We start from the raw sequence: 24,461 nt of genomic DNA on the forward strand, positions 1-24,461 counted from the left end.
GCTCCTCAGAGGGCGGCTGGCGAGCGGGCGCGATCAAGAGGTCATGGCGGCGCTATCTGTGCGCGCGCCGGCCTATTGCGGAACCCCGTACTTCTCGATGATCGGTGCCAACAGCTCTGCGGCTCGCGACGCGGTAATGACCTCGTCGTCGTTCACCTTCGTGATCACCTTCGACTCGGTGTCCTCGTAGACATGTTCGCCAATCATCCTGCCGTCCTGGTTGTACGGCCACATGAAGGCGAGCGTGCGGCGAACCAGATAGAACGAGCCGCTATCGTATCTCGACTCGGACCCGACGCCGTTGGCGACCGCATCGAAGACATTGTCGCCGAGCAGCGCTCCCGGCACGAACTGGCTGAACTCCGCCTCTCCAGCGAAACCCCAATCATGCACTGCCATACTCTGTTTCCCCGTCCACATCACGAGCATGTCGAGTTCTTCGAGTTGCCGATAGAAGGCGCGGACAGCCTCCATGCCATCAAGGATCACACCCTGTCCGCCCTCGAAGATCCGGTAATGGGGATGTGCCACAGTCATATTTGGCGCGAGCAGGTCCTCGTAGCGACCGGAGACCTCGAGCAGTCCATGCCGGCGATAATTGATGAGAATGGTGCGATGCAGCGGATTGGTCTCGGCATCGATGAGGGAGTCGACGTCGTCCATCATGTGGACGAACTCCTCCTCGTAGGGAGTACGGGTCGTGATGGCATGTGCGATGAATTCGGTTGTGCTCATGGTGTTCTCCTAGGTCGAGTTCAGAGGTATTTGCTGAGGTCGGGGTAACTGCCGATTTCATAACCACCGTCGACGACGAGGCTGACACCGGTGATATAGCTTGCGTCTGCGCTGGCGAGGAAGACTGCCGGTGCCGCGAGTTCGGCGGGGTGGGCAGGGCGTTTCAACACGGCGTTCGCCTCGAACTCGCTCATGATGCCGGGGTTGCCTGTGATGAATCCCGCCATCGGGGTATCGACGAGCCCGGGCAGGATCGCGTTGACCCGGATGCCGTGCCGTCCGAGTTCGAGTGCGGCGTTCTTGCTGAACATATCAGCGCCGGCCTTACCGGCGGCATATGCGCTGCCGCCGTACAGCGGTATGTGCGAGTTTAACGACGACACATTGACTATCGATCCTCCGGTTCCGGATCGAATCATGCTCCGCGCAACATATTTGGTACACAGAAAGACTCCGCGCAGCACGATGTCGACGGTGAAGTCCCATGTCGGTTCGTCGAGTTCGGTGATCGGTCCGGGCCGGAGCGCACCGGCGACGTTGAACAGGCTGTCGATCCCGCCGAATTCGTTGTCTGCTCGCGTCACGGCCAATTCGATGTCGGCTGCGCTGGTGACGTCGCCGGGATTCGCGAAGAATCTCTCACCGAGTTCCTTTGCGGCTGTTTCCAGTCCGGCTGCATCCTGGTCGAATGCCAGCACCGAGCCGCCGTCGGCGATGAGACGCTCGGCGATGGCAAAACCGATGCCCGACGCTGCTCCCGTCACCATGGATCTCGTGGGTATTCGAACTGTTGTGGTGGTCATGACCTTCCTTCATCACAGTGGACGACAACCGATCGGCGATGGATTGCCACACGACAGGACGCGCGATTGAGACGGGCTGTGAGGTCGATTCGCGGGCCGAATGGTGTGCTTCGATAATGGCGAGATCGCGGCATCTGGTCCATTACATATTCCGCGCTGACCGTAAACCAAGTAGCTAACGGTGCAGCTCAGCGCGGTGCCAGTGCTGTGCGCCACGTCACATATCTGTTATCGTTGCCGGTGTGGATCTCAACCTCCACCTCGTGCGGTGCCTACTTGCCGTCGTTGACGAGGGACACTTCGGCCGTGCAGCACAGAAGATGTTTGTCAGCACTCCATCGTTGAGTCAGCAGGTCCGCAAACTCGAACGCCAGTTGGGGGCAGAACTGCTCGACCGGACAACGCATCCGGTGCGGCTCACCGAGATTGGCACTGTGTTCGCGTCGCAGGCACGGGTGGCGATCGAGACAGCCGATCGGGCGATCGGCGCCGTCGAATCCTATCGTCGAGCACAGGAGAATTCGATCAGGCTTGGATTCATGACGGCGTCAACGGGCCCACGGATGCGACTGGTCCTCGATCAACTTCGACGACGCGTGCCCGACGTGACCGTCCAGATGATCGAATTACCCTGGCCACAACAGACTTCGGCTGTCCAAAGCGGTGACGTCGACGCCGCATTCGTGCGACCACCTGTTGCCGACACCACTGGACTTGTGTTCGACGTCGTTCAGCATGAGTCACGGGTCGCGGTCCTCCCGGCCACGCATCACCTTGCGGGACGGCGATCCATAGGCATCTCGGACCTCGACGACGAACCGCACGTGGCCGACGACGACGCCGATCCGCAGTGGGTCAAATGGTGGGCATGTGACCCGCGGCCCAGCGGCATGCCGGTGCGGTACGGACCATCGGTCCGCACTATGGATGAACTGCTGGAGGCGGTGGCTGCCGGTCAAGCCGTGGCGATCACAGGCGAGTTTGTCGCGCAGACATTCCGCAATCGAGGGGTCGCCTTCATCCCGATCGACGATGTCGAACCGTGTCCACTGTCCTTGTGCACCAGAGATGCCGACAAGTCGCGCGTCGTTGCGGAGCTCCGCAGAGCCCTCACAGTGGTTCGCGCAGAGGGCACCTAGATCACCACTGAACCTCCACCGTTGGGACCTGGTTACGAGGGTGGCACGCCCTCTGCCCGCCACGTCACCGCCACAGGCACCCCATCATCCCACGGTTGCCGGGTGACGAGATCCGCGACATTGACGAAGCCACGCTCGAACTCCCCGGTCGCCGCGTCGACGAGCCGATATTGTTGCGTCTGCCGATGAATCGGCTGGCCGTCGAGCAATACCACTCGCACCTCCCCCGGTTCGAAGCCGCACCGCTTCTGCAGCGATGCGATCAACTGCTCGTTCGACAGGTGACCGTCCCCGAAGTTCCAGCCCATTGCGGTGCTGCAGATCCGTTCGCCGTCGGTCAACATGTACTCGGCCTCATCGCCATCGGCCACCGCGCGATGCGCCAGCGTGAACAGAGCGCGACCGTGAGAGTTGAAGGCACGGAACGCATATCCCATGTACAGCATCACCTGGGCGGCTTCGGCGGACCCGTAGAAGCGTTCGATCTGCGACGCCGGCATGGCTGCGATCGCCACGATGTCCCGCTCGATCTTCGCCGACGCCGACGGCTTGAGACACCACAGCGTCGTATCCCAGTTGCCGGCGTAGTACCGCATACCTGGTAGGAAAGACACCTTGCGCGGCATCAGATTTCCGACGACGACCACCGCCACCGATACGCCGAACAGCAGCAGCGGCCATGGCGAGGTCAGGTCTGTGAGACCGATATCGGCATGCCCGACGAAGATCGCCAGCACCCCGAACATCATGAAGACGTTCCACTCCAATGGAACTCCCATCGGGATCGCGGAGAGGATGCCGAAGTGGAAGATCACCATGATGGTCGCCGCGATCGCCGTCACCCATCCGCCGTGCGAGAAGAACAGCACGATCGGCACCAAACCCTCGACGGCCGTGGAGAAATGCGCGATCCACCGGGCGCGGCGACCGGGCCGTAGATCGTCGGGAAAGTTCTCGAAGAACTTCCTCTTGATACCCGGTGACCGAAATATCGGGTTGTTCGACATCATCGTCGCGATGACAAACGGGAAGTGTTTGTTGAGCTTCGACGTCGCCGCACCCAGCCAGATGCACAGGAAGACCAGCTTGGCGCCGATGATCATGTCGACTCCGACGAACAGGAACGTCACACAGAACGCGCCGTACACCTCCCCGCGGGCGGCGAGGAATATGGTCTTGTCGCGCAACCCGATCAGCGCCAGCAGTGCGACGATCGTCGCAATCTCCCAGAGCGGAAGGACGCCGACGGTGGTGTCCAGCGCCGAAATCGACCCCGTGCCAGGCGAGAACAAGGCGACGACGAGCATCACCACGAGCGCCGCATACAGCGCGACGTCGACCGGGGTGCGGTTGTCACCGCCGGTCAGTGGCACTCGAGACGGCCACGGAGGCTGCCGAATGGTGTTGGGCCGCAACCAGTACAGGATGGATCCGAACGGCGGGAAGTATCGGTTGTTGAGCGGCCCGAACGCGCACCCGAATCCGATCACCTCGATCAGCATCGTGTACAGCACGACCTTCTCGAACACGATTGGTTCGTTGTACCAGGTCGTCACGTCGAAGAAACCGTCGATGCCGGGCGTGGAGACCACAATCGCCCAGCCGACGACAACGTAGGCGACGATCTTCAGCACATAGAACAGGTGTAGCGCGATCGGCGTCCCGAATCCGACCTCGGCCCAGTGCAGGGCCATCGGGCGGATCTTCTCCGCCCGGGTGCCCTGACTCCAGGTCGCGAAGTCGACGGTGGGGGTGGTCTGTTTCAGGAACGGCACCACTCGGACGCTAGCAAAGCAAGTGCTTGGTTGGGTAGGGTTTCGACGAATTGCGATGGAACGGCTTGCCTTCGCTCCCCATGAAAGTTGTTGAAGAACAGCAGAAGTGCTCGGCCCGGGGAGGTCGAGCACTTCTGGTGGCCCTGGATACGGTTAGCTACCGGAGCTACCCGACGACGACGATCCGCTGCCCGTCGACGAGGATCCGCCGGCCGAACCGGACGACGATCCCGCCGAGCTCGACGACGAGCCAGTGCCGCCGGTCGACGAGCCGGCCGAGCTCGTGTCATCAGCTGGCGAACCGCCGTCGGCACTCGAGGTTTCGCTACCGCTCGAGGAATCCGTGCCGGTGGAGCTGCTCTCGCTGCCAGATGATGAACCGTTACCGGACGAATCGGCGCCCGCCGAATCGCTCTCGGCGGATGCCGCGGTATCGGTCGAGTCGACGGGGGCAGACGAGGGCTGGCTGGGTACCGAAGTCGTTGCGGTGGAATCGAAACCGGTCGAGGACGACTCGGTGGTCGCTGTCTCCGGGGTATCGGCGGCCGCCGTGGTGGTGGTTGCCTCCGTGCCCGGGTCGGCGGCCGCAGGCGATTGCGCGGATGTCTCGACGGAAGCTGTCTCGCTCACGTGCTTGCCGCTGACGACACTGGCGGCGGTGGCGCCGGTGTCTGTCGAGCTGCTCGAGTCGTCCGATCCGCCTGGGAACGTGGGAAAGTGCAGCCCGGCCAGCGGCGGTGTGGGGTTGCCGCTCTTGCCGTCCCAATTGTCGCCGAGAAGGGCACCGACTGTCTGTGACATCCCTTCGAGCGCACCGATCGGTCCCACTGCCTGGCTCGGGATATCCAAGGTGAATGGGAATCCGAGGGCGTCGGTGGTCACGCTCATTCCGACGCTGTTCAGCATTGACCCGCCGGGCGCGGTGATCGTGTTGCCGTTCACGTCGTAAGACCCACGTCCGATGCTGCCGGCGGTGAACAGGCCGCCGAACGCAATGTCAAGGCTGTTCAGAGTGGTGGTACCGAGTACACCGGTGCTGTTGATCAACGGCGTCAATCCACTGAGATCCAGTGTGGCACCGTTGAAGAACGATCCGGCGACATTGGCGGGGGTGGCCAATAGGTCAGAGAAGGCGGCATCCGGGTCGCCGGCCTTGATCGCGGCTGCGATCGTGAGTGCGCTGTTCAGCAGTGCGACCGGCGGGCTGACAAAGGGGCCCGCCATACCGATGAGCACGCCGCTCAACGGTGACGCCAGTACGTTCATGACGGCCGAGATGACTGATGGATCGATGGGGCTGTCGGCCGGCAGGAACGTCGGGAGGAGTTGCAGGACGAGGCCGTGCAGGCCGTCGACGCTGTGGTTGGTGACCACGCTGGTGGTGTCAGAATCGGCGCTGATCAGCGATAACCCCGTGACGATCTTGTGCAGGTTGTCGCGCATCTCGCCTGCGACATCCTCGATGGTGGAGGTGCCGCTGATGACGGCATTCAGGTAGCCCGCCTGGTTGACGATCGCCTGTTGCAGCGAGAGGCCGGGCGCGAGCATGAAGTTGTCGAACAGTGTGGAGGCGCCGGCAGACGCCGCGTTGAGCTGGTCGATGTACGGTGCGAGAGGTTTCCAGTCAGCGGTGAGTTTGATCGTGTTGAGTTCAATTGCTTTGTGCGCGTCCGGGATACCTGAATGAAGGGCGGGCGTGAGCGCGAGCATGCTCGCGCTGGCCGCGGCAACTCCGGCGACGAGCCAGGGGCGGCGGGATGGATTGTCGTTCACATCGATGGTGGCGGCGGCTGTACGCGGCACGGCGAACTCCTTATTACTCAAAAGTAAGAACATCCTGAACTTAGACTGAGCAGTCTCACAATGGAAGAGAAAATGTGAAAGTTGCAACAATTTTCTCCGCGTGACACCGCTTGGAGAGGTGCCTGGGATGAAAATACGCAGGTCAGAGCCATAAGACCCGTGCGGTCGAGGCTGTGCAGACGGTGCCGCGACCCGAGCTGGGGCCGCTTGACTCGTGGTATATCGTCTCTCAGCATCCGAGGTCGCTCCCGCCAGTCGAGCGTCAGAGCGCGTCGCGACGGACCGGGCCATGGTCACTACCCGGTCGACCCGCACGATGGATGAGGTCCCAGATGCCCAAGCACGCACGCCCTGATCAAGCCACCACCCTCATGGCGATGCTTCGTCGGCGCGCCCACACCCACGGCGAAAAGCTTGCGTTCAGCTTTTCCTATAACGGCGACGGGAACGAGACCAGTCAACTCACATATGCTGAATTGGACTCGCGCGCAAGAGCGGTCGCCGCAGCGCTACAGCGCGGCGGTGGTGCAGGCCAGCGCGTTCTGGTCTTGTGTCGGCCGGGACTCGACCACATTGTCGGCTTCTTCGGGTGCGTCTACGCGGGGGCTGTGGCGGTGCCGGTACACGAACGTCTGGCTCCGCGTCTGTCGACGGTGGTGCCGAATGCGCGGGCGCGGTTCGTGCTGGGCATCGGCGAGACCCGGGACGGAATCGAGTCGGCACTCGAAGCCCTGGGTGAGGCTCGAGATCTTCAGTGGTTCCTGACCGACGATGCCACCATGGATCCTGCAGACTGGATTGAGCCCGACCTCGACAGTGACGCGATTGCGATGGTGCAGTACACCTCTGGCTCTACCACCGTCCCGAAGGGCGTCGTCCTCACGCATCAGAACCTGTTGCGCAACGTGGAAGCCATTCGCCAGTCCTGGGGCGGCGACGAGACTGACATCGGATGTTTCTGGCTACCTCAGCATCACGACATGGGGCTGATCGGCGGGGTTCTCGCGATGATCTACCTGGGGTGCACCACCTATCTCATGTCGCCCACCGCGTTCATCAAGCGACCGATGCGGTGGCTGGAAGCGATATCGCGTCATCGTGCGACCTACACCGTCGCGCCAAACTTCGCCTATGATCTGTGTGTTGCGAACAACGCTCCCGAACAACTTGCGACGCTGAATCTTTCAAGTCTGAGAAGGGTAATGAACGGCGCGGAACCGGTTCATGCAGATTCGCTGGATGCGTTTGCCGAAGCCTTCGCGCCCGCCGGGTTCCGGCCCGATGCCTTCTCTGCCGTGTACGGGTTGGCCGAGGCGACTCTCATGGTCTCCGGCGGATCGGATTCCACGCGGCCGCGAGTCGCCCATGTCGACCGGGCGGCACTCACTGTCGATCGTGTCGTCGAGACCGCGAAAGGTGACGGGTCGGTAGCCCTTGTCGGTTGTGGCCGGCCTCGCGCCGGATTGGTAGCCATCGTCGACCCGATGACTCACCGCCGGTGCGCAGCTGACGAGGTCGGAGAAATATGGTTCGCCGGACCGGCTGTTGCGCAGGGGTATTGGGAGCGACCGGAAGAGACCGAACACGTCTTTGCCGCCACCATTGCAGACACGTCGGAAGGTCCGTTCCTGCGCACCGGCGATCTCGGATTCCTGCGTGGTGGCGAACTGTTCATCACCGGTCGTTGCAAAGACCTCATCGTCATACGGGGCGGAAACCACTATCCGAATGACATCGAACGGACGGTGCAGCAGTGTCATCCCGCACTTGTCCACGGTCGTGGTGCCGCCTTCGCGTTCACGCCGGGCCTCCGTCAGGTGGAGCGGTTGGTCGTGGTGCAGGAGGTTGACCGCGACCGGATCGCCACAGGGGATCTGACCGCCGTCATCGGGGAGATCCGTCAGGCGATCACCGATGTGTACGGATTGATGGCCCATTCGGTGCTTCTCGTCGACCGGGTGACCATGCCCACCACCTCCAGTGGCAAGATCCAGCGCGGTCGGTGCCGGCATCAGTTCATCAACGGCGAACTGAATCCGGTGGCGCGTTGGCAGAAGTCCACCGCCGCCGAGGACATCGCACGGGCTCGCCAACTCGAAAACGCGACTGCTGCAGTAGAGTTGGTGACCCAGGTGATGTCGCATCAAGCCTGAGCCGGGTTGCGGTTTAGTGTGTGGTGTGCTGTGTTGGCCTGCTCGATGAGCTCGTTCGCACGTCCCAGTGCCTGGGTGAAATGGTCGACGCCGACGGCTGCCGCACGCTGAACATCCCCGGTGGACGCCAATGTCTGCGCGGCGAGATCCGCGGATTTGGTGGCTTCGGGCAACAGCATCTCCGGCGCCTGGAACAACACCGCCGACCCGCGGTCGATGACATCGAGCGCACCTGCTTGCGCCGGCGTATGCGGCACCGCGATGTCGGGGGGATTGCGGACGATGGGCGCGTTGAGCGCGTCGAGAATGTCGGCGCGCGCGGTGCCGAAGGACTGTCCGACGGCACCCGGCGTCGCGCCCGATCGGGCGGTGTCGGCGACGTCGAGCATGCCGACGACCGCCACCTCCAACGCGTTCTGGGCGCGGGGCAGCACGATGTTCAGATCGTTGTCGATGATGCCGGCCATCGCCGAGTCGGCCGGGCGTGTCACCGACCTCGCCGCGATTCCCGTTGCCCGGTCCGAGGTTTCGCCCCGGCTCCGCGCAACGACGTACACGCCGGGAGCTTGCACCAGCGCCGTCGGTATCTGCACCACGAAGTCCAGCATGTGCGGGCAGATCAGCGAACAGTACGTGAGCTGGTTCGCGACGAAAGCCGAGGCGATCGCTCCCGGCGGTGGCGCGGGCCGACTCGCGACAGCCTGCACAGGAGGCGGTGAGGCGACGGCGGCGGACGCCGGCGTCACCGCGACGGAGACCGGAACCAGGGGAGCGAACAGTGCGACGATCCCCGCGAGAGCACGACGTGACGCGACCATGCAGTGAGTCTGCGCCGTCGGAGCTGAAGAAGCGCTGAAACGGCTCAGTGCGCGGTGGGCCCGGTCAATCGATATGCGTCCAACGCGAGGGTCAGCTCGACGAGATCCCGCGGCCGATCCAATTCGCGATCGGTCAGCCGTTCGAGACGCCGAAGCCGATTGAGCACGGTGTTGTTGTGACAGAACAGGGCTTTGGCGGCCTGCGCGGTCGATCCGTCGACGTTGAGCCAGGTCTGCACGGTGTGCAGCAGAATGTCGCGTTCGGCGGGATCGAGCGCGAGCACCGGACCCAGAACCGACGTGACATGCACGGCGGCCAGGTCGGGTCGCGCCACCAGGAGCGCCTCGGGAACCCGCTCGGACAGCAGTACGGCGTCGTCGCCGCCGATCCGTTGCGCGAGGTCGGCGTGCTGGTTGGCCCGCCCGATGGCCGACAGGCCGACGACCACCGCACTGATGCCCAGCGGGACGTCCGGATACCGTTCGGTCAGCGCGATCCGTAGATCGTCGGGTGACCGGTCACCCAGATGCACGACGAGGGTCATGCCGTGTCGTTGCGGACACCGGAACAAGGTCATGGCGCCGATCTCGTCGCGTACCGGGCCATCGTCGTCGATGGGTCCGGTGCCGCTCGGAATGCGTACCACGGCGTACCGTCCGTCGTGCGGGACATCCAGTGCGACAGCGACACTGGTCGCGTCGACGGTGTCGGCGTGACCGCGCAGCAGGTTCCGCAGCAGGGGCAGCAGCTTGCGTTCGGAGTGCGTTGCGTAGCCCGAGGTGGCCAGTCGGTACGACTCGACCATCAGCCGGTTGTCCCGCTCGCAGAACTGCCAGTACTCGTTGGCGCAGCGCGCGAACGGGGTGGCGAGGTCGGGTCGGTCGGCGGTGGTCAACTCGACGAGCCGGTCCCACAGGACTGCGGCGCCGATGCGATAGCCCTGGGTCATCGCCAGCAGCGGAATGCCGTCGCGCGCCCGCATACGGCCCATCTCCCACGAGTGTCGCGCCGATTCGGTGTAGTGATCGGTGTCGGCCAGCGACCGCACGGCAAGCTCGATCGCGGCGTAGATCGTCGACTCCAGGTCGCGCGGATTCCCGATCGACGACGAGTAGTGCGCCACCTCCGTGCGGATCCGAGCCGAGGTGCGGTCGGCGATCAGGGAGATCTGGCTGGCGGCCAACCGCGCCGCATGCTGCAGCAGGTCCGGCGGGGTAGGGGTGGTCGCTGCGGCCTCGGCGACCCGCGCCCGCCCGGTGTTCGACAACCGGGAGCCGATCGCTCCCGGTGCGGTCGACTTCTTCATCGGCATCCCCCTCGTGCCCTCGCAGCCTACGTCAGTGTGATGCGACCCACTTTCTGAGGCCTGACGTTATGCCGTCACACAAGAATGGGCCGCGAGGAGGGTCTGGCCTTGCTGTGATCTGTCCCACTCTGGTGGGGTCACCTGGTCTAGTCTCGATTCACATGGAGAGTGTTCATGTCAGGTATTCGCCGTTCCTCGGTTGTCCTCATCATCGTGGGGATACTGCTCCTGCTGTTGTCCGCCGTCGCCCGATTCGTGGTGACCCCGATGGCCACCAAACTGCCCGAAGACCTCGACAAAGGTTCCACCTACGCGGGCACCGCGACGCTCCTGAACGCGAAGGCACTCGCGGCCAACGACTTCGCGCACGCGATGATCAAGGACGCGCCGATCACCCTGGAGCAGGGCGTGAAGGTCACCGGCATCCAGGACGGTCTGGCGATCACCGAGCAGAACTCGCTGCTCAAGGGGCCGGGTGGCCTGGAAAGCCCATCGACGCACACCTACGCCATCGACCGCACCTCGATGCAGGCCACCTCCCAGCCGCCGTCGGGCAGCAACGCGCAGGCGGCGTCGGGCCTGATCTTCACGCTGCCGCCGCACCCCAAGCAGCAGGATTACAGCTTCTTCGTGCCCGACCTGAAGACCGCGGCGCCGCTGAAGTACCTCGGTGAGGGCACCGTCAACGGTCGCGATGTGTACCGCTATGCCGTCGACGCCTCGGGTCCGTTGGCGAACGAGGAGACGCTCAAGACGCTGCCGCCGGCCCTGCCCAAGACGCTGATCGGCGCACTCGCCGCGACCATGCCCGCCGCCCAGCGGGTCGCGCTGACCGCAGCGTTGCCGACGCTGCCCGCTGTCGTGCCGCTGAACTACACCGCGTCGTCGAAGATCGGACTCTCCGCCGACAAGACCATCGGCGCTCCGCTCAACTCGACCGTCGAGCAGCAGATCCTCGCGAACATCACCATCGGCGGCAAGTCCGTGCCGCTGATGCCGGTGATGGCCGTCAAGGCCCAGTTCACCCCGCAGACCGTCGCCGACAACGTGTCGTCGGCCGGGTCGGCCGCCCAGAAGCTCACGCTGCTGTCGGTCGTGGTCCCGCTTGTACTGCTCGTTCTCGGACTCATCCTGATCGCCGTCGGTGTCCTGCGCCGTAAGAAGCCGATCGCCGGTGCCGGCACCACGACCGGTGCGACCACCAAGGAGTTGGTCAACGACTGACCCCGGGGCACGTGAAAACGCCTCCCCCGCGACACCTTTCGGGTCGCGGGGGAGGCGTTTCCAGTTGGGGGGTCAGAGGTGGGTGATCGAGAGCCCACCGTCGTGGTACTGCGACCGCAGCCGCTTCTTGTCGAACTTGCCGACGGAGGTCTTCGGGACCTCGTTGATCACCGTCCAGTTTTCCGGCAGCTGCCACTTGGCGACCTTGTCGGACAGGAACTCCCGCAACGAATCCGGGGTGGCCTCCGAACCCTCGCGCAGTACGACGGCGACCAGCGGGCGCTCATCCCACTTCGGATCCGGTACGCCGATGACTGCGGCTTCGATGACGTCCGGGTGTCCCATGACCGCGTTCTCCAGGTCGACCGAGGAGATCCACTCGCCGCCGGACTTGATGATGTCCTTGGTGCGGTCGGTCAGTGTGAGGTAGCCGTCCGGGGTGATGGTGCCGACGTCGCCGGTGCGCAGCCACCCGTCCTGGAACTTGTCCGGCGCGTCGACGCCGTAGTAGGAGCCGGTGATCCACGGCCCGCGGACCTCGAGTTCGCCAATGCTCTTGCCGTCGTTGGGCACAACCTCACCGAGGTCGTCGACGAGACGCGCCTGCACCGATGCCGGGAAGCGGCCCTGGGTGTAGCGGTAGGACCACCGCTCCTTGCCCTCGGTGCCGGCCGGCGGTCGTGCGACCGACCCGAGCGGCGACGTCTCGGTCATGCCCCACGCGTGCAGCACCTGGATGTCGTGCTCCTCCTCGAACACGTGCATCAGCGACGGCGGCACCGCCGACCCGCCGATGAGCACGTCGTGCATGCACGACACATCCTGCGGATGCTGCTCGAGGTACTGGTGCAGTCCCAGCCAGATGGTCGGGACCGCGGCAGCGAAGGTCGGCTGCTCAGCGGCGATGATCGCGGCCAGCGGCTCGGGCTGCAGGAAGCGGTCCGGCATGATCAACGACGCGCCGATCATGAACGCCGCGTAGGGAAGTCCCCACGACATCGCGTGGAACTGCGGGACCACCGCGAGCGCCCGATCACCCTGCTTGAGTGCCGGTCCCTCGGTCATGCACACCTGCATCGAGTGCAAGTAGATCGAACGATGCGAGTAGGCAACACCTTTCGGATCTCCGGTGGTGCCGGACGTGTAACACATTGCGGCCGCGGATCGTTCGTCGACCTCCGGCCACTCGAACTCGGTGGGCTGATCGGCGAGCAGCGTCTCGAGCGCGTGCACCTGCACACCCTCCGGTGCGTCGACGCCGTCGGCGGAGGTGCCGTTGACGATTACATGTTTGACCGTGCTCAGCTGCGCGAGCTGCGGGTTGAGCAGCGGCAGCAGGGTGGGATCGACGATGATGACGTGATCCTCGGCGTGGTTGGCGACGTGGATCAGCTGCTCCGGGAACAACCGGATGTTGAGGGTGTGCAGCACCGCGCCCATCGCCGGCACCGCCAGGTAGGCCTCGAGATGCTCGGCGTTGTTCCACATGAAAGTGCCGACGCGCTGGTCGCCGGTCACCCCGAGCCCGCGCAGCGCATGGGCGAGTTGTGCGCATCGCTGGCCCACCTCGGCGTAACTTCGACGTCGCGCACCCGCATCGGTCCAGGTCACGACCTCCGCGGTGCCGTGGACGCTGCTGCCGTGGCGCAGGATCTGCGCGATCGACAGCGGGGTGTCTTGCATGGTGCTCAGCATCGAGTCACTCCTTGAATCGTGGTTTCGCCCGGATCATATGTGATGGTCCCGTCAAGCAACACGGATTGGGGGTGAGTTCTTGAATCGGACATCTCCGGCGGGGTGGGGTCAGGTACGCTCAACCTCCACCATCACGATCGCGGCATCGATCAGTCCGGCGAACCCCTCGAATTGTTGCTGCATCTCGGCATAGACGTCGGCCTCGTCGTCGGCACCATTCGCCCGCAGGTCCTGGGCGATGGCGCGCCAGCCGTCGGCCACGGTCCGGCACGCCTCGAGATGACTACGCAGCCGCACGGGTCGCCCGGCACAGAACTCGGCGATGCGCTCCGCCGTCAACGGTTGGTCATCGGTGTGCTCGGCCAGCAGCACCTGTAAGGCCGGTGGGATGGTCGGTGTTGACGGATGTGGCTCTGCACCAGCCGGTTTGAGGTCTGCGATGTAGCGCGGAAGGGTGCCGCCGACGAAATCGAGCCAGTCGGGCAGCATCAGTTCCAGGGTGAGCGGGTGAAACACCGTGGACTCGATGATCCGTTCGGCGAACACCCCGTCGTCGCCGGCCAGGATCGCCACCTCCGGCCATCGGGCGCAGTGCTCGACGAGAAGCTCACCCAGCGCGGCAGGAGCGGGCAGTCGATCGGTGATCTGCGCGGTGAACCGCAACCAGAATCCGCGACCGGTCGTCGACACCCGGGTCCGCGGACCGCCGGGCGCCGACAGCACGATCGCGCCGTCGTCAATCGGCAGGTGCGTCTCCATCAGCGCGGACAATGCCGCGTGCGCCAACGCGAGGAGGTTCTCGGGGTCGTTCGGAAACACCGGCGGAATCTCGAAGCTGCACCCCACGACCTCTGGCGCGGCGGAGGTCACCGACTCAGCGGGCTCCGCCGGAGGTTCGGATTCCGCGACCTGCTCGGTCTCCTCGACCAGGTCGGGCACCGCGGAAAGATGCGGGCTCGCTTCGGGTTCCACGGCCTCCTCCGGATCGGACTCCGGTGCCTCCGGATCGACCAGGACAACCGACGACCCGGTGCGTCCCCACACCTCCCGCAGCGTCTCCACCACGGTCTGCGCGAGTTCATCGGCGCCCTTGCGGCCGGCCTCGGCGATGTACTCACGCTTGGTGGGGAGGTGCCGCCATCCCAGGGCAGCGAGTGTCTCGCCCACGTGATCATTGGCCGCAATACCGGTGGCCCCGATCGCCTCACCATCGATGGTCGCGCGAATCCGGCGGGCACTGGTCAGCCGGAACTCGATCAGCGGGTGCTGATCGGGATCGTCGTCGCGCACAACGATCACCGACGCGCCGTCGGCGAGGTCGGCGACGTGTCCGGCGAGTGCGGTGGCCAGCTCGGACCGGTCCGCATCGGAAACATCGAAGTCGTTGGTGGACATGGCAACTCCTTGCACTGGAACCTCGGATGATGAGTTGCACGGTAGGGCATCGCCACGATGCTTCCGGCGCGCCCAGTGGAGTTATCCACAGCTATGCCCGGACTTGTCGCGTTGGGGACGACTGATTTCAGGACCAAGGACCGTCGCCATCGGAGCGAGATCGGGTCACGATGGAAGCATGCGCACCACCCTGGCCGTACTTCGTGGCGTGACGGTCTTCGGGATCGGCGCCGCGGTTTCGTACCGTGTCTTCTTGCGGCAGCGGATCCGCACCTGGGGCGCGACACCCGACGAGGCCGCTGCGGGGTTGCCCGGCGACGACCTGCTCGACGACCCCGACGGCCAGACCACCCGCGCGATCACCATCGACGCACCGCCGTCGGCGGTCTTCCCCTGGCTCGCGCAAATGGGTCCCGAACCACGCGGAGGTGCCTACACCTACGACTGGATCGAGAACCTGCTGCGGCTCAACATGCACAGCGTCGACCTCGTCCTCGACGAGTACCAGCATCCACGTCTCGGTGAAACCATCGAGTTCGGCAGCAACCGGATGATCCTGCAACTCGTCGACCCGCCGCACGCGATCGCGTGGCGGTCCGCGGACGGAAACTGGTTGTGGGCGTTCACCATATCCGACGACGGTGCTGGCCGGACCCGACTGATCAGCCGCAACCGCTATCGGTTGCCGCGGCTGATCGATCGGCTCGGGATGATCCCCATGGAGCCGGGTTCACTGGTGATGGAAGACAAGATGCTCCGGGAGATCGGGAAGCGTGCGGAGAAGTTGGCGCGCGCCGCAGGTTGAGTCGCCCCGCAAGTGGATCGCACCTCGATACCTGGGCTGACCACCGCAAACGGCGGTACCATTCAGATGCCCGACCGGGAAAGAGGTGCTCACCTATGAACGATGTTCGGATCAGCGACGTCCCCGACGAGGTGTTGGCAGCGATCGACACCCGAGCCGAACGGCTGGGCCTGTCTCGTACCGACTACCTTCGGCGCCGAATCCTGCAAGACGCTGCAGCTGAGAGTGTCACGGTGACGTTCGACGATCTGCGACGCTTCACCGCGAGTCACGCCGGACTCGCCGATGACGAGCTGATGGCGACGGCATGGCGGTGACTGCTCGCGGGTGATCGACGCCTACCCCGACATCCCCTCCTCTTCGGCCCCGGCACTCCTCGCGATGGCCAACGCAGCCCCGAACGCCATCACCCCCTGATAGCCGGTGGGGTCGATCCCGGTCAGCGACGCCACTTTGTGTAGCCGGTTGTTCACCGTGTTCGGGTGCACCCCAAGCTTTTTCGCGGTACGTCCGCGATCCATGTCGCAGCGCATGTAGCACTGGATGAACTCCACCAACTCAGGGAACGGCTCGATCGGCGTCAATGCGTCCCGAATGAGGTCGAGCGCCGGGCCCGGACGGGTCAGCTGAAACTCCAGCGCCACGTCGTCGAGGACGTAGACCGGATGCTCCGCATGATGGCGCGCGGAGAGCCGCAGCACCTCCGACGCCAATGTCCCCGCCCGCGCCACCTCCCCGATGGGCGCCTCGGCGACCAACCCGGCGCGTACCTCAACGCCGACCGCGGACCGGATGCGCTCGACCAACTCCACCGCGATCTCGTACGCCGAGTTGGCCGACTCGATGTCGGCGGGCAGCAGCACGTGGCCGCCGGCCGGACCGAGGGTGGTCAGCGTCGGGCTGCTCCGACGGAATTCGGTCAGCGTGAGGATCTTGCGCATCTTGCGCCGTCCCGCCACCCGACGACCGGTCGCGTCGTCGACGGACTCGTCCGGCGTCGCGGCGATCGCCAGCGCGAGGACGTGGTACGCGGCGTGCAACTCGATCCGGAACCGATCCGCGTACGGGCGGGCCTGCTGCCCGTCGAGAATCATCCGAGCCACCAAATGCCCGGCGCTGCTCTTCTCGCTGTCGAGGATCACCTGTTCCTGCTCGTAGGAATCCACGAGCGTCGCCGCGAACGCACCGAACAGCGAGAGCAGCGCCGTGCCGAGATAGGCCATCGCGTCCGCGTCCTCCGGCCCCGCCAGCGCCGACGCGTCGTCCCAGAAGCGCTGGAACCCGCGCTGCCAATTGCGGATCACCACCGACAGCGGCACACCCTCGTCCGCGCGTTGCACCGCGATCTCCTGAGCGGGCCGCAACTCGTCGCCGACCGGCGGCCGGTTCTCGCGCAGAGTACTGAAGACCGTCGTCAGGGTGCGGCGGGTCACCCACGGCAGCTCGGTCACCGTGATCTCCGGAGGTAACGCACTGAGGGCGTCCGAACTGTCCAAAGCCGACTGCCGGATCATCTCGGAGGCGCGGGCCTGGAGCCGGTTGAGAAGCTCTGCTGTCCCCGCCGGCGGCGGGTTCGGTGCCAACGTACTCATCAGTAGCCTCTCAGATTGTGCGATCGCACATGCATCTTGGACTTTACCTGTGTCTATGGCCCATTGCGATGGGTAAATGACCACCGTAGCCTGATTTATTGGAAGCAGATGTGATGAGCAGCACCTCACGCACTCCACAGAGACGTGAACGGCACATCAGGCTCCGATGTCACGCAGCACAAGCGCGACCCGAGTTCTCACGCAGTCCGATCACCGGCACCGAATCTGCTCTCGACCGCAGGAAAAGTACAAGGAAAACGAATGAATCAGCCCGCCACGCAGCAACGAAGTACACCGACCGCACCCCCGGAAGCCTCCACCGCTCCCGCAGGCAAGCGCAGCCGCACCATCGGCGGGACCCGTGCCTGGGTCATCACCGTGATGCTCATGGTGTTCATGATGATCAACTTCGCCGACAAGGCGGTGTTGGGTTTGGCCGCCACCAGCATCCGTGAAGAGTTCGGTATTACCGCTGCGCAGTACGGCACCATCTCGAGCGCCTTCTTCCTGCTGTTCTCCATCTCGGCCTTGGTGGTCGGCCACCTCGCCGACCGCTTCAGCACCAAGAAGGTGCTGTTGGTCCTGGCCCTGATCTGGTCGCTTGCGATGCTCCCGGTCATCGGGCCGGCGGGCTTCATGGTCATCCTGATGTCGCGTGTCGTCCTCGGTGCCGCCGAAGGCCCCGCGTTCGGTGTGGCGCAGCACGCCGTGCACAAGTGGTTCGACGACGCCGGACGCAGCATCCCCACCGCACTGTTGAGCCTCGCGACCTCGATCGGCGTCATCATCGGTGCCCCCGTCCTGTCGTGGATCATCGGCGCCCACGGCTGGCGGTCGGCCTTCGTGGTCGTCGCCGTGATCGGCGCGGTGTGGTGCGTGGCGTGGCTGTTCATCGGCCGTGAGGGACCGGTCGATCTGCACAACGAAGAGACCGTCGATGCGTCTGTCCGCCCGATCGATCAGGTTCGGGTCCCGCTGCGCAAGATCTTCGGTTCACGCACCTGGCTGGGCGCCGCGCTCAGCGCCTTCGCCGCCTACTGGTCGCTCGCGCTGCTCATCGCCTGGGTGCCCGCCTACCTGACCGATGACCTCGGCTTCAGCAAGGCGACCGCCGGCACCCTCACCGCCCTCCCGTGGCTCGTCGGCATGATCGCCCTGCTGGCCCAGGGCTTCGCCTCGCAGCGCATGATGCGCAACGGCGTCTCCAGCCGCAAGGCCCGCGGAATCCTTCCCGGCGCAATGATTCTCGCGTCCGGCGTGTGCATCCTGATGTTCGTCTTCGCTCACGGCAACGCGATGACCCTGCTGTTCATGGCACTGGGACTCGGCCTCTCGGGTGTCGCCCTCGCAGCCGGCACCACCGCCTGCAGTGAGATCGCGCCGGTCGGCCAGCGCGGCATCGTCCTCGGCGCATTCGTCGCGCTGTACTCCCTGGCCGGTGTCCTCGCACCGTCCATTGCGGGCGTCCTCATCGACCGTGCAGGCACCGACCCGTCCTCCGGGTACACGGCGACCTTCGCTCTCACCGGCGTCATCGTCATCATCGGTGGACTCCTTGCCCTGACCCTGATCCGCCCGGAACGCGACGTCGCAAAGCTGATCGCCGCCGGCGAACCGACGAACTGACACAAACCTCCTCTATACGTAACTGATCAAACGGAGATAGATACCTTGTCCAGCAACGCCAAACCCGCATCCTCCTACACCGTCGCCGCCAACCAGGCCGTGCTCGAGCACCTTCCGTTCGAGGACCGCCGCGCCTACGACGACGCGCACCGCGGCTTCATCGCCACCCTCGACTCGATGGTCATCACCGACGACACCGGCCGTGTTGTCTGGGATCTCGACCGCTACGGCTTCCTCGACGAGGACGCCCCCGCCACCGTCAACCCCAGTCTCTGGCGTATCTCGCAGCTGCACTCGGCGCACGGACTGTTCAAGGTCGCCGATCGGATCTTCCAGGTCCGCGGCTTCGACATCTCGAACATGACCGTCATCGAAGGCGACACCGGCTACCTCGTCGTCGACCCGCTGACCTCGGTCGAATGCGCCCGGGCCGGCATGGATCTGGTGCGCGAACACCTGGGCGACAAGCCGATCCACGCCATCATCTACACCCACAGCCACGCCGACCACTTCGGCGGCGTCAAGGGCATCGTCTCCGACGACGATGTGGCCAGCGGCAAGGTGCGGATCGTCGCACCGCTCGGCTTCCTCGAACACGCCGTCAGCGAAAACGTCTACGCCGGCAACGCAATGACGCGTCGCGCCGGATACATGTACGGCACCAACCTGCCTGTCGGCGCAAACGGCGTCGTATCCACTGGTCTCGGAATCGCGTTGTCGCAGGGGCAGATGAGTCTGCTGCAGCCCACCGACGTGATCTCGGGGACCAGCGAGGAGCTCGTGCTCGACGGTTTGCGCTTCGAGTTCCAGTACACCCCGGACTCCGAAGCACCCGCCGAGATGCACTTCTACCTCCCCGACATGAAGGCACTGTGCATGGCGGAGAACGTTTCGCACCACATGCATAACCTCTATACCCTGCGTGGCGCGCAGGTCCGCGACTCTCTCGGCTGGAGCCGCTACATCGATGAAGCGTTGCGCCGCTACGGAAAAGACGCCGACGTCATGTTCATCTGCCACCAGTGGCCGGTGTGGGGCACCGAGGCGATCGGTGAGTTCCTCGCCGAGCAGCGCGACATGTACCGCTATATCCACGACGAGACCCTGCGTCTGGCAGCCCACGGCTACACCATGAACGAGATCGCCGAGATGGTCGAGTTCCCGGAAGGCCTGTCCACCTCGTGGGCGACGCGCGGATACTACGGATCGCTCAACCACAACGTCAAGGGTGTGTACCAGAAGTACCTGGGCTGGTTCGACGCCAACCCGGCTACCCTGCACCCGCACACTCCCGTCGAATCCGGACAGCGCTACGTCGAGTTCATGGGCGGTGCCGACGAGGTGCTGCGCAAGGCGCGCAAGTCCTTTGACGACGGCGACTACCGCTGGGTGGCGCAGGTCGTCAACCATGTCGTGTTCGCCGACCCGGACAACCAGGAAGCCCGCGAACTGCAGGCAGATGCGTTGGAGCAGTTGGGGTATCAGAGCGAGGCGGCACCGTGGCGCAACTTCTACCTCAGCGGCGCGCAGGATCTACGTGAAGGTGTACGTAGCGACGAAGCCGCGCTCGGCGCCGGCGAAGTGATCGCTGCGATGACCACCGACATGCTGCTCGACTACCTCGCCATCCGCCTCAACGGCCCGAAGGCCAGTGGCCGCAACTTCTCACTGCTGCTCGATATTTCGGATACCGGCGAGTACCGCCGCGCCGAGCTGACACGCGGAGTTCTGGTGAGTACTCCGGCCGACGGCTCTACCGGTGCAGATGCGACGCTGCGCCTGCCGAAGAAGGCCCTGACCGGGCTGGCCCTGGGTGCCGTGCAGCTCGCCGACGCGGTCGCAGCCGGCATGGTCGAGGTGTCCGGTGACGAGGCGATCGCCTATGACCTGTTCGCCCTGCTCGACACCTTTGCCCGTACGTTCAACATCGTGACGCCGTGACCGTGCAGCAGGAGACCGAGACGCCCGTCGACCAGGAACCCGACTACCGGTTCACCCTGGCCAACGAGCGCACCTTCCTCGCCTGGATCCGCACCGCGCTGGCCTTGCTGGCCGCGGGTGTTGCCGCCGACGAATTGATCGGCGGTGGCACAGGCAATCTCGATCACTCGGTGCTCGCGATCACATGTGTGGTGGTGGCTACCGTGCTGTCGCTCGGTGCGTTCTTCCGGTGGCGTCGACTGCAGGCGGCCATGCGTCGCAGCGATCCGCTGCCGCCGGCCACCATCGTGCGCGTCACCGTCGGCGGTGTCTGCCTGATCGCACTGGTGTGCGTGGTGGTCGTGATCCTGTGACCACCGTTGTTCAGCGCGACCCCGGGCTCCAACCGGAACGCACCGTGTTGGCCTGGCGCCGAACAACATTGACCGCGGTCGGCGTGCTGCTGCTGTGTGGTCGTGCCTTCCTGCACGACCACACGGTGCTGCACGCGGTCGCCGTCGCGCTCTGCGCGGTCGTCGTCGCGGCGCTCGGTCTGGGCATGGCGCACCGCGGGCGGCGGTACCGCGACAATCCGCAGTGCACGGATACTGCGTCACCGGCGCTGTTCACGGTGATCTCGGTGGGCATTGCCGCCGCCGGGATCATCATGGCCGCAGCCACTCTCGCTCCCTGAGACTCCCGCCGCTGAGCCCCTCGATCCCTGAGGTGCGAGGCGCCAGCCGAGCCTCGAAGGGCCCCGCGACCTCATCTCGAAACCGCGACCTCAGCCGACGTCGCCGTTTCGAAACGACGTCGCATGCGACCTCAATCCGACCCGCGGCTGTTGGTTTACTGGAACTGGCCCAACGCTTTTCCTAGTTCGACGATCTCCTCGCGTCGTGGGCCCGTCGGCTGCCGCCCCCCCTTCGGGAGGCTCTACCGGTGGCCGCGACCTCTCGTCAGATCCCACCGCGACGACGATGATCGGCGCGCACCGCCGCATTGGGCCACATCGGCGGACACCGCACACCCGGCACCGTCACCACCTCGAAGTGCCACCACTCATTGGTGAACGTCCGGCAGAGTCCCCACCGGAAACCGTTGCGCTCCAGCCAGAGTGCTCCGTCACGTGGTCCGACGTCGATCGCGCGACCGGTCACATGCGTGGACTCGTTCGGCGGTAGCACCCACTGGCGGGCGGCACCCGGGCTGCCGTAGGTGGCGATCGCCTGTCGCCACAGGTGTTGTTGTTCGGCCACCGATCGCTTGCCCGACGTGATCCGCAGCGGGACACCCTCGGCGCGGGCGGACTGCGCGGCCTGAGCATAGGCCGTCCCGAGCAGCGGATCGAGCCCCTGCGCGCCCGGCGCCGCGCCGGCCGCGGGAGCTGCCCAGGTGATCACCGCGGCCGTGAGCAATATGGCGGCAGGAACACAACGCGAGAGCACGAGAAGAGCATAGGCCGGGGGAGCGGCCGCGTCCGGCGACTCTCGCCCAACGGAGTACTGCCCGAGCGAGCTGAGGCGCGCGCGGTGTGCCCGCAGGGTCAGGTTCCACCGCCATCGACAAGGTCGAGAAAGCGGCCGAGCAACTCATCGCATGCCGTCGCCGCAGACCGCGAGCGGCGCTCCACCTCGGCGGCGATGGCCACGAGGTCGATACCGGTTGCGGCGGGGTCCGTCGCCGGCATCCGACGACACCACAACGCGAAGCACTCCGGGGTGATCTCCGGATGGAACTGCACGCCGAGATGACGACCGAGTGCGTAGGCCTGCACGTTGTGGTCGGTGCGGGCAATCACCTCGGCCCGGGCTGGTACACCGATGGTGTCGTGATGAAACTGCATCCATGGCCCGGCCGGCACCAACTCTGGCCGGGTGCTGCGGATTCTGGTGAATCCGTGCTCGGGTTCGGCGCTCGGCCCCACTGAACCGCCGAGAGCCCGCGCCAGGATCTGTCCGCCGAAGCAGATGCCGAAGATCGGAGTGTCGGCAGCATCGGCGGCCTGCAGCAGACGCATCTCGGCCGCGATCCAGTCACGAGCAGCATCGTCCACTGAGGCAGCAGATCCCATGACACACAACACATCGACTCCGGCCAGATCGATGGTATCCATCTCGCAGGCGTCCCGGATGTCCACCGTGAATCCGCGGCGCTCCAATGCCGGCGAGAGGGAACCGAGCATCGCGCGTCGGTTCTCCGACGGGACATCGTGGACCAGCGCGAGAGCAGTGTCGGCCACGGTCGAAACACTCCTCTGTGGGCTCCGAATATGAGTCGTTAGCGCCCAAGACTACTCAGACGATGGTGGAGAACCACGCGTCCAGGTACTGGTGCCGTGACATAGGACGACGCGGCCCGCCGCACCTGGAAACATGGGAACGCATGGACACCCCGTTCCGGCACGTCGCCCTGATGGTCACGCTGACCTTCGTCACCGGTGTGGTCGACGCCGGCGGCTACCTCGGTCTCGACCGTGTGTTCGTCGGCAATATGACCGGTAACGTCGTCATCCTCGGCATGGGCTTCGCGGGCGCCGACGGCCTGCCGGTGCTCGGACCGGCGTTGGCACTGATCACCTTCATCGTGGGCGCCGGAATTGCCGGGCTCGCGCTGCGCTCGACTCCGACCGGGTGGAGTCCGCGACTCACGGCGGTTGCCGGGACGTCGGTGACGCTGGTCGCCGTCACCGCGGTCCTGGTGGGGCTGACGTCGGCGGAGTCGGCCTCCGGGATCGTCGCGGCGGCAATCACCGCATGCGCCATGGGCATGCAAGCGGCTGTCGCCCGCAAGGTGGGCGTCGCCGATGTCACCACCGTCGTCGTCACCTCCACGATCACTGTGTGGGCGGTTGACTTGTTCGCCAGGCCGAGTCGCGCCACGATCCTGAATCGACGGTCCGCGGCGATCGCCGCAATCCTGGTGGGCGCGCTGGTCGGCGCACTTCTGGTACAGGTGGCGCTCTGGTTGGTGTTCGCCACCGCCGCACTCATCGGCACGGTGACCATCGCCATCGGACAGAGCCTGCATCAGCGTGCCTGATTGCCGCGAGGGCGCCGGTCCACGGCTCCCAGTCAGCTCACAGCAACAGCCGATGGCCCCACAAGTATTGCCGCGCATAGTTGTTGATGTCAGAGCGAACCGGTACCTGCCGGACGAACAGAGAGGTCGACGATGCCGACTCCGAACAACAACAACAACCGCAAGCCCAACACCCCGGCCGCCCCGCAGCGTCGCCGCCGTCGCGTCCGCAAGTTCGACCAGCGCTCGCATCGCTGGACCTGGGTCTGGCAGTGATCTGACCCCCGGCTGACGCCGGCCCCTGGTGACCCCGTCGCGACTCTCCCCGCGGCGGGGTCGCTGCCGTCGACACCAAGGAGCGACACGAAGCGCCAGATAGCATGCAGTACTAAGGAATTGGGAGAACTCTCAAGAATCGGCGGATGTCCTGCAAGGGAATGAATAATTCCAACAAATATCCTTGTAACTATGGCAAATCCCTGGCTGGGTGATTACGATCAATCACCGAAGGAGTGAGTGTCATGGCGCAATCGGAAGTGCAACCGCACGACAGCAATCGTGCGACGCATCTCGCCGTGACACCAATGACCACGCCGATCCGCGACCACAAGCGAACGCGATACCGGCGTCCCGATTCGGGGTAACAGACC

The 24,461-nt window shown here is 65.0% G+C and carries 22 protein-coding genes; 11 read left to right on the forward strand and 11 right to left on the reverse strand.

Translation table 11 applies throughout. The annotated features are described in order from the left end of the window. Positions 1 to 72: 72 nt before the first annotated feature. The gene (locus AAFP30_RS05430; protein ID WP_419229208.1) at positions 73 to 666 is read right to left on the reverse strand and encodes a hypothetical protein; all 594 of its coding nucleotides are present in this window, start codon (positions 664 to 666) and stop codon (positions 73 to 75) included. A gap of 89 nt (positions 667 to 755) precedes the next feature. Next, a complete protein-coding gene (locus AAFP30_RS05435; RefSeq protein ID WP_419228849.1) occupies positions 756 to 1,502 on the reverse strand; it encodes an SDR family NAD(P)-dependent oxidoreductase in 747 nt (248 codons plus the stop codon). A 278-nt stretch (positions 1,503 to 1,780) separates the two neighbouring features. Between AAFP30_RS05435 and AAFP30_RS05440 the strand changes: the two genes are divergently transcribed. Beyond that, positions 1,781 to 2,677, forward strand: coding sequence for a LysR family transcriptional regulator (locus AAFP30_RS05440; protein ID WP_419228850.1), 897 nt, complete (start codon positions 1,781 to 1,783; stop codon positions 2,675 to 2,677). Between the two features lie 32 nt (positions 2,678 to 2,709). Here AAFP30_RS05440 and AAFP30_RS05445 read toward each other — a convergent pair whose 3' ends face one another. Then, positions 2,710 to 4,452 (reverse strand): DUF3556 domain-containing protein, encoded by a 1,743-nt coding sequence (locus AAFP30_RS05445; RefSeq protein WP_419228851.1) that lies wholly within the window; start codon positions 4,450 to 4,452, stop codon positions 2,710 to 2,712. 153 nt (positions 4,453 to 4,605) lie between these two features. Beyond that, positions 4,606 to 6,546, reverse strand: a complete 1,941-nt coding sequence (gjpA, locus tag AAFP30_RS05450) for an outer membrane porin GjpA (RefSeq protein ID WP_419228852.1) — start codon at positions 6,544 to 6,546, stop codon at positions 4,606 to 4,608. Between the two features lie 41 nt (positions 6,547 to 6,587). Between gjpA and AAFP30_RS05455 the strand changes: the two genes are divergently transcribed. Then, positions 6,588 to 8,408, forward strand: a complete 1,821-nt coding sequence (locus AAFP30_RS05455; protein ID WP_419228853.1) for a fatty acyl-AMP ligase — start codon at positions 6,588 to 6,590, stop codon at positions 8,406 to 8,408. Here AAFP30_RS05455 and AAFP30_RS05460 read toward each other — a convergent pair. Beyond that, positions 8,399 to 9,226, reverse strand: a complete 828-nt coding sequence (locus AAFP30_RS05460; protein ID WP_419228854.1) for a hypothetical protein — start codon at positions 9,224 to 9,226, stop codon at positions 8,399 to 8,401. The two genes, AAFP30_RS05455 and AAFP30_RS05460, sit on opposite strands and share 10 nt — an antisense overlap. A 44-nt stretch (positions 9,227 to 9,270) precedes the next feature. Beyond that, positions 9,271 to 10,533 (reverse strand): helix-turn-helix domain-containing protein, encoded by a 1,263-nt coding sequence (locus AAFP30_RS05465; RefSeq protein ID WP_419228855.1) that lies wholly within the window; start codon positions 10,531 to 10,533, stop codon positions 9,271 to 9,273. Between the two features lie 174 nt (positions 10,534 to 10,707). Here AAFP30_RS05465 and AAFP30_RS05470 point away from each other — a divergent pair, with 174 nt between their 5' ends. Then, positions 10,708 to 11,757 carry a porin PorA family protein gene (locus AAFP30_RS05470; protein WP_419228856.1) on the forward strand — a complete coding sequence of 350 codons (1,050 nt, stop codon included), beginning with the start codon at positions 10,708 to 10,710 and terminating at the stop codon, positions 11,755 to 11,757. A gap of 72 nt (positions 11,758 to 11,829) precedes the next feature. Here the strand turns inward: AAFP30_RS05470 and AAFP30_RS05475 are convergent, their stop codons facing one another. Continuing rightward, positions 11,830 to 13,452, reverse strand: a complete 1,623-nt coding sequence (locus tag AAFP30_RS05475; RefSeq protein WP_419228857.1) for a long-chain fatty acid--CoA ligase — start codon at positions 13,450 to 13,452, stop codon at positions 11,830 to 11,832. A 108-nt stretch (positions 13,453 to 13,560) separates the two neighbouring features. Beyond that, the gene (locus tag AAFP30_RS05480; RefSeq protein ID WP_419228858.1) at positions 13,561 to 14,847 is read right to left on the reverse strand and encodes a TY-Chap domain-containing protein; all 1,287 of its coding nucleotides are present in this window, start codon (positions 14,845 to 14,847) and stop codon (positions 13,561 to 13,563) included. A 178-nt stretch (positions 14,848 to 15,025) separates the two neighbouring features. On the opposite strand from AAFP30_RS05480, the gene AAFP30_RS05485 reads away from it, so the two are divergent. Continuing rightward, positions 15,026 to 15,652, forward strand: coding sequence for an SRPBCC family protein (locus tag AAFP30_RS05485; RefSeq protein ID WP_419228859.1), 627 nt, complete (start codon positions 15,026 to 15,028; stop codon positions 15,650 to 15,652). Positions 15,653 to 15,747: 95 nt separating this feature from the next. Next, positions 15,748 to 15,969 carry an antitoxin gene (locus AAFP30_RS05490; protein ID WP_419228860.1) on the forward strand — a complete coding sequence of 74 codons (222 nt, stop codon included), beginning with the start codon at positions 15,748 to 15,750 and terminating at the stop codon, positions 15,967 to 15,969. Between the two features lie 21 nt (positions 15,970 to 15,990). Here AAFP30_RS05490 and AAFP30_RS05495 read toward each other — a convergent pair whose 3' ends face one another. Then, the gene (locus AAFP30_RS05495) at positions 15,991 to 17,244 is read right to left on the reverse strand and encodes a helix-turn-helix domain-containing protein (protein WP_419228861.1); all 1,254 of its coding nucleotides are present in this window, start codon (positions 17,242 to 17,244) and stop codon (positions 15,991 to 15,993) included. 261 nt (positions 17,245 to 17,505) lie between these two features. Between AAFP30_RS05495 and AAFP30_RS05500 the strand changes: the two genes are divergently transcribed. From AAFP30_RS05500 to AAFP30_RS05515, 4 genes are read left to right on the forward strand one after another with little or no spacing between them, the layout of a single operon-like run. Further along, complete coding sequence (locus tag AAFP30_RS05500) at positions 17,506 to 18,870, forward strand: MFS transporter (protein WP_419228862.1); 1,365 nt, start codon at positions 17,506 to 17,508, stop codon at positions 18,868 to 18,870. Positions 18,871 to 18,915: 45 nt separating this feature from the next. After that, positions 18,916 to 20,811: an alkyl/aryl-sulfatase gene (locus AAFP30_RS05505; RefSeq protein ID WP_419228863.1), complete on the forward strand. Its 1,896-nt coding sequence runs from the start codon at positions 18,916 to 18,918 to the stop codon at positions 20,809 to 20,811. Next, a complete protein-coding gene (locus tag AAFP30_RS05510; protein WP_419228864.1) occupies positions 20,808 to 21,164 on the forward strand; it encodes a YidH family protein in 357 nt (118 codons plus the stop codon). Before AAFP30_RS05505 ends, AAFP30_RS05510 begins: the two co-directional genes overlap by 4 nt. Beyond that, on the forward strand, positions 21,161 to 21,484 hold the full coding sequence (locus AAFP30_RS05515; RefSeq protein WP_419228865.1) for a DUF202 domain-containing protein: 324 nt from the start codon (positions 21,161 to 21,163) through the stop codon (positions 21,482 to 21,484). The genes AAFP30_RS05510 and AAFP30_RS05515 overlap by 4 nt, the downstream gene beginning before the upstream one ends. A 265-nt stretch (positions 21,485 to 21,749) precedes the next feature. Here AAFP30_RS05515 and AAFP30_RS05520 read toward each other — a convergent pair whose 3' ends face one another. Together AAFP30_RS05520 and AAFP30_RS05525 are read right to left on the reverse strand one after the other, a co-directional pair. Further along, positions 21,750 to 22,238, reverse strand: a complete 489-nt coding sequence (locus AAFP30_RS05520) for a M15 family metallopeptidase (RefSeq protein ID WP_419228866.1) — start codon at positions 22,236 to 22,238, stop codon at positions 21,750 to 21,752. Between the two features lie 98 nt (positions 22,239 to 22,336). Next, positions 22,337 to 23,032 carry a type 1 glutamine amidotransferase gene (locus AAFP30_RS05525; RefSeq protein WP_419228867.1) on the reverse strand — a complete coding sequence of 232 codons (696 nt, stop codon included), beginning with the start codon at positions 23,030 to 23,032 and terminating at the stop codon, positions 22,337 to 22,339. A 143-nt stretch (positions 23,033 to 23,175) separates the two neighbouring features. Between AAFP30_RS05525 and AAFP30_RS05530 the strand changes: the two genes are divergently transcribed. Beyond that, positions 23,176 to 23,832: a YoaK family protein gene (locus tag AAFP30_RS05530; RefSeq protein WP_419228868.1), complete on the forward strand. Its 657-nt coding sequence runs from the start codon at positions 23,176 to 23,178 to the stop codon at positions 23,830 to 23,832. Between the two features lie 132 nt (positions 23,833 to 23,964). Further along, a complete protein-coding gene (locus AAFP30_RS05535; protein ID WP_419228869.1) occupies positions 23,965 to 24,087 on the forward strand; it encodes a hypothetical protein in 123 nt (40 codons plus the stop codon). Positions 24,088 to 24,461 lie beyond the last annotated feature (374 nt).

The sequence above is a fragment of the Gordonia sp. CPCC 205515 genome, assembly GCF_048537925.1.
Lineage (GTDB): Bacteria > Actinomycetota > Actinomycetes > Mycobacteriales > Mycobacteriaceae > Gordonia.

What these genes read in the sequence shown, in the direction of transcription:
- AAFP30_RS05435 (WP_419228849.1), bottom strand. Translation starts at nt 1,502, where the DNA reads ATGGTGACGGGAGCAGCGTCGGGCATCGGTTTTGCCATCGCCGAGCGT.
- AAFP30_RS05490 (WP_419228860.1), top strand. Translation starts at nt 15,748, where the DNA reads ATGAACGATGTTCGGATCAGCGACGTCCCCGACGAGGTGTTGGCAGCG.
- AAFP30_RS05430 (WP_419229208.1), bottom strand. Translation starts at nt 666, where the DNA reads ATGATGGACGACGTCGACTCCCTCATCGATGCCGAGACCAATCCGCTG.
- AAFP30_RS05475 (WP_419228857.1), bottom strand. Translation starts at nt 13,452, where the DNA reads ATGCTGAGCACCATGCAAGACACCCCGCTGTCGATCGCGCAGATCCTG.
- AAFP30_RS05495 (WP_419228861.1), bottom strand. Translation starts at nt 17,244, where the DNA reads ATGAGTACGTTGGCACCGAACCCGCCGCCGGCGGGGACAGCAGAGCTT.
- AAFP30_RS05460 (WP_419228854.1), bottom strand. Translation starts at nt 9,226, where the DNA reads ATGGTCGCGTCACGTCGTGCTCTCGCGGGGATCGTCGCACTGTTCGCT.
- AAFP30_RS05485 (WP_419228859.1), top strand. Translation starts at nt 15,026, where the DNA reads ATGCGCACCACCCTGGCCGTACTTCGTGGCGTGACGGTCTTCGGGATC.
- AAFP30_RS05455 (WP_419228853.1), top strand. Translation starts at nt 6,588, where the DNA reads ATGCCCAAGCACGCACGCCCTGATCAAGCCACCACCCTCATGGCGATG.
- AAFP30_RS05465 (WP_419228855.1), bottom strand. Translation starts at nt 10,533, where the DNA reads ATGAAGAAGTCGACCGCACCGGGAGCGATCGGCTCCCGGTTGTCGAAC.
- AAFP30_RS05530 (WP_419228868.1), top strand. Translation starts at nt 23,176, where the DNA reads ATGGACACCCCGTTCCGGCACGTCGCCCTGATGGTCACGCTGACCTTC.
- gjpA (WP_419228852.1), bottom strand. Translation starts at nt 6,546, where the DNA reads ATGGCCCGGTCCGTCGCGACGCGCTCTGACGCTCGACTGGCGGGAGCG.
- AAFP30_RS05535 (WP_419228869.1), top strand. Translation starts at nt 23,965, where the DNA reads ATGCCGACTCCGAACAACAACAACAACCGCAAGCCCAACACCCCGGCC.
- AAFP30_RS05470 (WP_419228856.1), top strand. Translation starts at nt 10,708, where the DNA reads ATGTCAGGTATTCGCCGTTCCTCGGTTGTCCTCATCATCGTGGGGATA.
- AAFP30_RS05500 (WP_419228862.1), top strand. Translation starts at nt 17,506, where the DNA reads ATGAATCAGCCCGCCACGCAGCAACGAAGTACACCGACCGCACCCCCG.
- AAFP30_RS05480 (WP_419228858.1), bottom strand. Translation starts at nt 14,847, where the DNA reads ATGTCCACCAACGACTTCGATGTTTCCGATGCGGACCGGTCCGAGCTG.